The 8358-nt window shown below is 62.7% G+C and carries 8 protein-coding genes; 5 read left to right on the top strand and 3 right to left on the bottom strand.

The genetic code is table 11. The features are described 5' to 3' along the window. On the bottom strand, positions 1-474 hold a 474-nt coding region (locus E1297_RS06180), incomplete at its 3' end, for a hypothetical protein (RefSeq protein ID WP_209015666.1). A gap of 63 nt (positions 475-537) precedes the next feature. Then, positions 538-1038, bottom strand: coding sequence for a YcgN family cysteine cluster protein (locus E1297_RS06175; RefSeq protein ID WP_256372692.1), 501 nt, complete (start codon positions 1036-1038; stop codon positions 538-540). A gap of 74 nt (positions 1039-1112) precedes the next feature. On the opposite strand from E1297_RS06175, the gene E1297_RS06170 reads away from it, so the two are divergent. The 5 genes from E1297_RS06170 (at position 1113) to E1297_RS06150 (ending at position 6473) form a co-directional block, all read left to right on the top strand. Beyond that, positions 1113-1640: a VOC family protein gene (locus E1297_RS06170; RefSeq protein WP_209015665.1), complete on the top strand. Its 528-nt coding sequence runs from the start codon at positions 1113-1115 to the stop codon at positions 1638-1640. 528 nt (positions 1641-2168) lie between these two features. Next, the gene (locus E1297_RS06165; protein ID WP_244327657.1) at positions 2169-4301 is read left to right on the top strand and encodes a transglycosylase domain-containing protein; all 2133 of its coding nucleotides are present in this window, start codon (positions 2169-2171) and stop codon (positions 4299-4301) included. Next, complete coding sequence (locus tag E1297_RS06160; protein WP_155135301.1) at positions 4298-4972, top strand: DUF1214 domain-containing protein; 675 nt, start codon at positions 4298-4300, stop codon at positions 4970-4972. Before E1297_RS06165 ends, E1297_RS06160 begins: the two co-directional genes overlap by 4 nt. Further along, entirely contained in the window at positions 4972-5529 is a 558-nt protein-coding gene (locus tag E1297_RS06155) for a DUF1254 domain-containing protein (RefSeq protein WP_155135299.1), read from the top strand. The genes E1297_RS06160 and E1297_RS06155 overlap by 1 nt, the downstream gene beginning before the upstream one ends. 152 nt (positions 5530-5681) lie before the next feature. Further along, complete coding sequence (locus E1297_RS06150; protein ID WP_244327656.1) at positions 5682-6473, top strand: ABC transporter ATP-binding protein; 792 nt, start codon at positions 5682-5684, stop codon at positions 6471-6473. Between the two features lie 12 nt (positions 6474-6485). On the opposite strand, the gene E1297_RS06145 is transcribed toward E1297_RS06150, so the two are convergent. After that, positions 6486-8084, bottom strand: a complete 1599-nt coding sequence (locus E1297_RS06145; protein WP_155135295.1) for an MFS transporter — start codon at positions 8082-8084, stop codon at positions 6486-6488. Positions 8085-8358: the final 274 nt, after the last annotated feature.

Raw genomic sequence — 8358 nt, 5'->3', positions numbered from 1 at the left:
AAAACACCGGCCTTTTTCAACGGGCTGATAGGACCGCACCGCAAGGCAGACCCGCGCCACATTTGCGCCAAGCAGCGAGCGGATCACGGAAAGCCGGGGACCGGCATCGGGATAAAGGATGCCCGGGCGATCCGCCTCCAGTGCGCTGCCCAAAATGTTTTCCTCGGAATAAACCAATTCGCCGTGCCTTGGCGGAAACGCCTCCAGATACCGGGAGAACGCCTGCTTCATCCGGCGCCGGGCGCGGTGTTTATGAAACAGCCCCCCACGGCCCGATTTCAGACCGGCCTGAACACAGGCGCTCATGAAGGGACGGTGATCCGCCATCCGCCGGTCACCGGCCACTTGCGGCGCTATGACATCCAGCCCCGCGTCTTGAAGTCTGTGCAAGGCCGATTGCAAGGAGGATGTCCCGGTCCGGTGCGCGCCCGCATGCAGGACAATCCTGTCGTAATAACGCGAGAAATCGGTCATGCATACAGCCCTGAATTCCTAGACTGGCAGAAGTTCATTGCCCGAAGATGGTATGCGGCCAAACTAATCCGCAGTATCCGGCATCTCACCGGGCCAGCTGCACAGATGGTCTTCATAGTCTTCCGGCTCCATGCCGTCTTCGCTGACGGTGCGGTCCTGCACCGAAATGCCTGCCTGATGCACCGTATCGGGATCGCCCGAGACAAGCGGGTGCCACCAGTAGAGGTCCTGCCCTTCTTCCACCAGCCGGTAGGCACAGGTGGGCGGAAGCCAGTGCAACTTCGGCACTTCCGACGGGGTCAGCTGAATGCAGTCCGGCACGGTGGCGGCCCGGTTGTCGTAGTCCTTGCAGCGGCAGGAGTGGCCGTCGAGCAACGAACAGGCGACATTTGTCCAGTAAATCTCGCCCGTGTCCCAGTCCTCAAGCTTGTTGAGACAACAGCGCGCACAGCCGTCGCACAGGGATTCCCATTCGCGCGGGCTCATCTGGTCAAGCGTCTTTTGCCGCCAGAAGGGGCGTTTGTCTCCACACAAAAGGTCTTCGGAAGGGTTTTGATGGGTCAAGATCTTGTGCACCGGTTTCAGCCGTCACGACGGCCGTGAGCTGTGATATCTAGGCTGCCGGGTATCATAGGGGCATGGCCGCAACAAGTAATTTGCGCGCGCCGCTGCATTCCGGCCCGAAACCGGTAGACCGGGTGCAGCTTGGCAAGCGCGCAATCAGACCTCCAAAGGTGGAAAAAACCGCCAGAAAACGAGAGCTTATGAAAACCGGCATCATCTATGAGTTCAATCACATGGGCATTCCGACGCGGGACATCCGGCCGAATGAACGGTTCAGCGCCGAAATGGGCATGTATACCTCTGATCACGAAGGTCAGTTTCCGCTCCAGTGGCATCGCTTTACGGAGACCTCTCCGCTTCATCCATTGCTCAAGACCATGCCGCATCTTGCCTACAAGGTGTCCGACCTTGATGCGGCCATTAAGGGCAAGGATCTCCTGCTTGGCCCCTATGAACCAATAGACGGGTATCATGTTGCCGTGATCAATGACGGCGGCATGCCAATCGAACTCATTGAAACAAAGCTGAGCGACGAAGAAGTCCGGGCGCGGGCGAAAGCGGGCAAGGGTGCGATCTATCGCAAACCGGAATCCGGCACATAGATCAGTTGACCCCCATCATCCTGCAGATGGTTGCTCAAACAGGCAAACGCCTGTGCAATCAGAATGATACCGGACAGTATTGTAGATCCGTCTGCATACTGCCGGTCTGTGCGGCTGAACGCGCCAGTTCTGCCCATCATCATCTGCTTGGGATGGAGATGAACTGTTCACGGAACGCCTTTCAAGACGGCTTCCGCCTTGCAAGGCTTCCTTGTGGCGTCATCGCCACTTCTGTGAGGTAAGGCCATATGCTGCATGTTTCGATTGGCTTCGATATGCAGAAGTCTTTCAAACGCGACCCTTGGCACATCCGTCCGCTTGCACCCTTAACGAATTTGACGGTATTTTGGCAGTAATACGGCAGAGGTTTCCGGCAGTCTGTACGGACACGTATGCCGGGAGAGACGTTAGTGCAGAAGGGCATCGGCCCTTGCGACAGGATGTGTCTGCTTGACCAAAGACCGCGACACCAAAACGGCTGAAACGAACGGCAATCCGGCCCGGCGGCGCCGGTCGTTCGGCCAGTTTTTGCTGTCGATTGACGCAGCTGTCGACACCGGCCTGTGGAAACTCGGCACCGCGCTGCGCAAGACGTATGAACGCTATGACGCGTTCTTGCGCCGGTTCCGGGCCAAGGGCGTTTGGAAGGCGCTGTCGGAAGTGTCGTCCGAGGCCGTCACCCTCGGCCTTGCCGGGTTTGTCGTCGTGCTCGCCTTCGCCCAGCCCGCGTTTGAGGCGACCCGCTATGCCGACTGGAAGACCACCGACGATTTTGCCGTGACCTTCGAGGACCGGTTCGGCAAGGAAATCGGCCGGCGCGGCATTGTCCTCAATGACAGCATTCCGCTGGACCAGCTGCCGGATTCCCTGATCAAGGCGACCCTTGCAACCGAAGATCGGCGGTTTTTCAATCATTTCGGCATTGATGCAGTCGGCACCTTCCGGGCCATGGTGGAAAACGCCCGCGCAGGGACCGTCGTGCAGGGCGGCTCGTCGATCACCCAGCAGCTTGCCAAGAACCTGTTCCTGTCCAACGAGCGGACCCTGGGGCGCAAGATCAAGGAAGCCTATCTGGCGCTGTGGCTGGAAGCGAACCTGAGCAAGCAGGAGATCCTGAAGCTCTATCTCGACCGCGCCTATATGGGCGGCGGGGTGTTCGGGGTCGCCGCCGCCGCAGACTTCTATTTCAACAAGAATGTGCGCGAGCTGACACTGGCCGAAAGCGCCCTGCTCGCCGGGCTTTACAAGGCCCCTGCCCGCTATGCGCCGCATGTCAACCTGCCGGCCGCCCGTGCCCGTGCCAACGAGGTGCTGACCAACATGGTACAGGCCGGGTTTCTGACAGAGGGGCAGGTGATCGGCGCAAGACGCAACCCGGCCATCGCCGTCGACCGCTCGCAGGAACAGCTGCCGGAATATTTTCTCGACTGGGCACTGGAAGAGGTCAAGAAACTGGCGCGGCGCAGCCCGGTTCTGGCGCGGGACCGGATCATCACCGTGCGGACCACCTTCGACCCGGCGCTGCAACGGCAGGCGGATGTCGCCGTTTCCACCGTGCTGCGTGAAAACAGCAAGATCCGCGAGGTCGACGAGGCGGCGATGGTTGCCATGCGCCCGGACGGGGCGGTCGTTGCCATGGTCGGCGGGCGGTCCTATGGCGAAAGCCAGTTCAACCGCGCGGCTGATGCCATGCGCCAGCCCGGGTCTTCCTTCAAGCCCTTTGTCTACATGACCGCCTTCCTGAATGGTTACACCAAGGACAGCATCGTGCCGGACCGGCCGATCTATATTGGCAACTGGGCACCGCAGAATTACGGCCGCAAGTTCCGCGGGCCTGTATCTTTGAAAACGGCCCTGACCCGGTCGATCAACACGATCCCGATCCGTCTGTCGCTGGCCATCGGGCGGGACAAGATCATCGAGACCGCCTACCGGATGGGCATCAGCCACGAGCTGGAGAATTCCCTGTCCCTGCCGATCGGCTCTTCGGAAGTCTCCGTGATCGACATGGCCGCCGGGTATTCGACCTTCGCCAATGGCGGCTACAGCGCCAAACCCTACACGATCCTTGAAATTCACAACAATGAGGGCAAGGAACTCTACCGCCGGGAACGCGACGAGCCGCCTGCCGAACGCGTTCTGCCGGCCGGCAAGGTGGCGGAAATGAACGAGATCCTGGTCAATGTGGTTCAGGCCGGGACCGGGCGGCGCGCACGCATCGACGGGGTCGTGGCCGCAGGCAAGACCGGTACGACCAATGCCTATCGCGATGCCTGGTTTGTCGGCTACACCGGCAATTTCACGACAGCCGTCTGGTTCGGCAACGAGAACTTCGGACCGACGCGAAAGGTGACCGGCGGCAGCCTGCCGGCGATGGCCTGGCAGAAATTCATGGCCTATGCCCACGAAGGGGTCGATCTGGTCCCCATCCCCGGGATCGATGCGGACACGCTGAGTTCCGCACCCGTCGCCACCAGCCGGTCGGAGGAAGATGTGCGCACCCAACCGCGCCTGCTCAAGCGCCAGACACAGATCATTCTCAAGGAACTCGCCGAGCAGCTGAACGCCATCAAACCGGAGGCCCCTGCCCCGCAACAGGCCGCGTCGGTGACGTTGCCGGTGTCCGGAGCCGGACTGGACCAGGGTGCCGTGACACAATGACAGCCCTGTCGAACCGGAACCCGGAGGCTGATTTCGAGGCCGATATCCTGCCGCCGATCCTGCGCAGACCGCAGGCCAGCCCGCTGCGCACGCTCGCTGTCCTGATGCTGATCGCGCTTGCCGGAATTGTGGCCGGGATCGGATCCGCCTATCTGGCGATTGCCCGCGAGCGGCCGCTTCATTCGGTGTCGATCGGCCCGTGGCAGGCCTATCCGCTTGCAGGCACCGCACAGGCAGATCCCTATTCGGTGGCGATCTACAGCCGCGGCGCGATCATTCCGCTGGCCAATGGCGAAGGGCTTGCCCTCACCGCCCGCACTGACAGTTCCGGCCGGACACTGGACCCGGCCTGCCAGTACCGGATCGCCGGCGATACGCCGCGGGCGCGGCTGTGGACCCTGACCGCCACCGACAGCCATGGCAAGCTGGTGCCGGCGCGCGCCGGGCGCACCCATCTGAGCAGCCGAGGTCTCCTGCGGCGTCCGAACGGCGATTTTGTCATCACCGCCGCCCGTTCCGCCCAACCGAGCAACTGGCTGCCGCTTGCCGCAAGTCCTCGGGACACGGACGGCCTGCAGTTCACCTTCCGGCTTTATGATGCCCCGGTGACGACCGGCGCCGCCCTTGAGGGCGTGACCATGCCCGCCATCCAGCGTCTGGGGTGCTTGTGATGCTGCCGGACCGCCTCAAACTCGTGACCGGCCTGCTTGCGGCCGTGGCCATTGCCGGGATCGTGCATATCCTTGTGATCCTGACGGTCCCGCAAAATGTCAGCCACAGCGCCTACGCCACACTTGCGGACTTCGGCCCGGATCTGGCCTTCAACCTCTTGCCTGATGTCACGCCGGGATCTGAACCCCTGCCCGCGCTTGACCCGGCGATGAAACACGCCGCCTGCCGGTTCCAGCTCGATCAGGGGCCGGTCAAGTTCACAGCCTCGATCCCGGCACCGTTCTGGTCGATCGGCCTGTTCAACGCATCGGGCGAAACCGTCTACTCGCTCAACAACCGCACGGCCGGGTCCGAAACCCTCTCCATGCTGGTTCTGACGCCGCAACAACTGTCGATCCTGCGGGAAAACCCGCCGGAGGACCTGGAAGACCTGATCGTGATCGAGACGGACACCCTGGAAGGTTTTGCGCTCCTGCGCGCCTTCGTGCCGGACCCGAGCCTCAACGGCCTGATCACCGATGCCCTCAGCACGGCCAACTGCGGGGAGCTGGTCTGATAGCCGCGGCCGTTTTTTTAAGGACACCCATCAAGCACAGCCCGTCCCGGCATCATGCGCCTTGACAATCAATCCCTTATGGCGAACCAGTCCTTGCCATGGCGCTGTTGCACGCCACGCATTAATCCACCCGGGCCATGACACACGATCACATGCAGACACAACCGGCTTCAAGACCCGCCATTGTTTCCCTCAAAGCCATCTCCAAGACGTTCGACAATGGCACCGTGGCGCTCAACAATCTGTCGCTCGACATCGCCAAAGGCGACTTCGTCTCCCTTCTGGGGCCGTCGGGATGCGGCAAGTCGACCGCGCTGCGGATCATCTCGAACCTCACCGGCCCGACATCCGGACGGATCGACTGGCCGATGACCGGCATCAACTGGGACGGCAACGATGCCGGTTTTGTTTTCCAGGAGCCGACCCTGATGCCTTGGGCAACTGTTTTCGGCAATGTCTGGCTGCCGCTGCGGCTCAAGGGCTTGTCGAAAACAGCAGCACGCGAACAGGTGATGGACACGCTCCAGCTCGTCGGGCTGGACACGTTTGCAGACAGCTACCCGCGCGAGCTTTCCGGCGGCATGAAGATGCGGGTGTCGATCGCCCGGGCGCTGGTCACGGGACCAAAACTGCTGTTGATGGACGAACCCTTCGCCGCCCTCGACGAGATCACCCGCTTCAAGCTCAACAACGACCTTTTGAGGCTTTGGGAAACCTTCGGCTGGACGGTGGTGTTCGTCACCCATTCGGTGTTTGAATCCGTTTATCTGTCCAACCGGATCGTGGTGATGGCCGCCCGGCCCGGGCGCGTGGCCGCCGACCTGCCCATCACCGCCCCCTATCCGCGCACGGACAGCTTCCGCACCTCGCCCGCCTATGCAGCCCTGTGCCGCGACGTGTCCCACGCCTTGCAGGCGGCGATGGGTGCGAACGCGGCAAGCTGATCCTGCGCGCCTTTACCCGGCCCGGTCCCGGTCGCGAGCCACGTCTACGCGGCTTGCCGCAACCAGCCAGTGAGATCCGCCCACGTCCGGCCGCAGGTTCCGGGATCGTGTCCCGTCCGCATCCAGCATTCCGTGCACGTCCCGCACCTTCCAGAGTGCCAGAAGAAACGCGCCTGCGAGCAGAAGGCCGGTGACAATGAACACCGCCGAGTATCCGAAATGATTGCTCCGCAGGGCGCTCGAAACGGCCATGCCCGCCGTGGCGCCCAGTAGGCGGAGTGTGACGGTCGTTCCGCTCAACTGCCCCTGATCGGAGTGACTTGCGGCCTGTGTGGCCGCCCGTCGGGACGGGCCGATCAGGCACGCCATGGCAATCCCCCAGATCACCAGCAACGGCACGGTTGCAGCATAGGAGTGGAACGAAAGCAACACCCCGATCCCGGTCATGGACAGACTAGCAAGCAGGGCTCCGGCAATCACCACAACCCGGGACCCGATGCGGTCTGCCAGTCGGCCGATCGGGATCGAGGCAAAGGGATAGGGCAAGACTGCCGCAATCATCGCCAGCCCCGCAGCGACGGCCCGGAAGCCGAGTTCGCCCTGCAGATAGGCCGGAAAGAACACCGACATGACCACGACCGCGTATTGGCCCATGAAATAGACCAGGACCGCGGACGTGAAGGCGCTGTTGCCGAACAATCCGAAATCAACCAGCGGACGGGCCTGCTTCCGCTCGTACCGCCAGAACAGGAACAGCCCCGCGCCCCCGGCAAGGGCCATGGCGGCAACCGCCAGATTGCCCCAGCCAAGCTCGGCCCCTTCCATCAGCGCAAACACCAAACCGGTCAGCCCGGCCAGCATCAGCCCGGCCCCGCGCCAGTCGATGCTCCGCAACCGGCCGGCCCCTTGAGGGCTGTCCCACAGCACGAGCGCCAGCGCGCCGGAGACAAACACGACCGGAATGTTGATCCAGAAGATCCAGTGCCAGGACAGGAAGTGCAGGATCAGCCCGCCCGCAACCGGGCCAAGCGCCAGAAAGCCGGTCGAGATCGCGGCATAGATGCCGATTGCCAGACCGCGCTGTTCCACGGGAAAGGCCACATAGCTGCCCGCCTGGGACAGCGGGAACAGAAACGCGGCAAAAAGCCCCTCAAGCGCGGTCATGCCGGTCAACAGGGGCCCGTTGCCCGACAGACCGGCCAGCAGGGACGCAACAGCGAAGCCTGCCGCGCTCACGATCAGCACCCGGCGCGCACCCGACACATCGATGCACTTGCCGCCAATCGCCGCGAAACAGGTCAGGCTCAGAAAATAGGCATTGACCACCCAATGCGAGGCCAGATGGGAAAGGCCGAGACCGTCCCGCAGGACGGGGAGCGCGATCCCGAGCAGGGTTTCATCCATCAGCACGATCCCGGACAAGGCGCCCATGGCGCACACAAGCAGAACCTGTCTGGTCCGGCCCGGAACCGGCGCGGGGCCCGGTTTGCGTCCCGGCGCAAAACCAGACAGGCGGCCGCCTGTGCGCCGGAGACGGCCCGGCAGATCTGCGGTCACGAAGGCAGTGCGTTTGACAGCCGCCGCCAGAGCGGATTTCCCAAGGCTTTCCATGGCTGCTCCTCCTTCCTGACAGGAGTTCCGGGCGCGGGCCCCGGCCCTGTTTCATGGCGTGAAGCGCCACCCCGGCTGACCGGCCGCACCGGCCACGAATCAAAACGCGCACAATGTGCACTTCAAAGAAATGTGCACATTGTGCGCATTTGCCAAGTTACAATGCGGACAGACGGGTTTCACGGACCTTTTGACAAGGCCGCACGGACACAGCAGCGCGTCCCCGTGCAGGACCGTCACACGGCACCTTTCACGGAACGGCAAGGCGCGCTTT

Source organism: Roseibium sp. RKSG952 (assembly GCF_009711355.1).
The sequence above is the reverse complement of the archived record's forward strand: the minus strand, read 5'-3'. Positions and strand labels throughout refer to the sequence as shown.

Bases quoted from the DNA above. Each gene is read 5' to 3' on its own strand.
- E1297_RS06170 (WP_209015665.1), top strand. From the start codon at position 1,113: ATGGCCGCAACAAGTAATTTGCGCGCGCCGCTGCATTCCGGCCCGAAA.
- E1297_RS06160 (WP_155135301.1), top strand. From the start codon at position 4,298: ATGACAGCCCTGTCGAACCGGAACCCGGAGGCTGATTTCGAGGCCGAT.
- E1297_RS06155 (WP_155135299.1), top strand. From the start codon at position 4,972: ATGCTGCCGGACCGCCTCAAACTCGTGACCGGCCTGCTTGCGGCCGTG.
- E1297_RS06150 (WP_244327656.1), top strand. From the start codon at position 5,682: ATGCAGACACAACCGGCTTCAAGACCCGCCATTGTTTCCCTCAAAGCC.
- E1297_RS06145 (WP_155135295.1), bottom strand. From the start codon at position 8,084: ATGGAAAGCCTTGGGAAATCCGCTCTGGCGGCGGCTGTCAAACGCACT.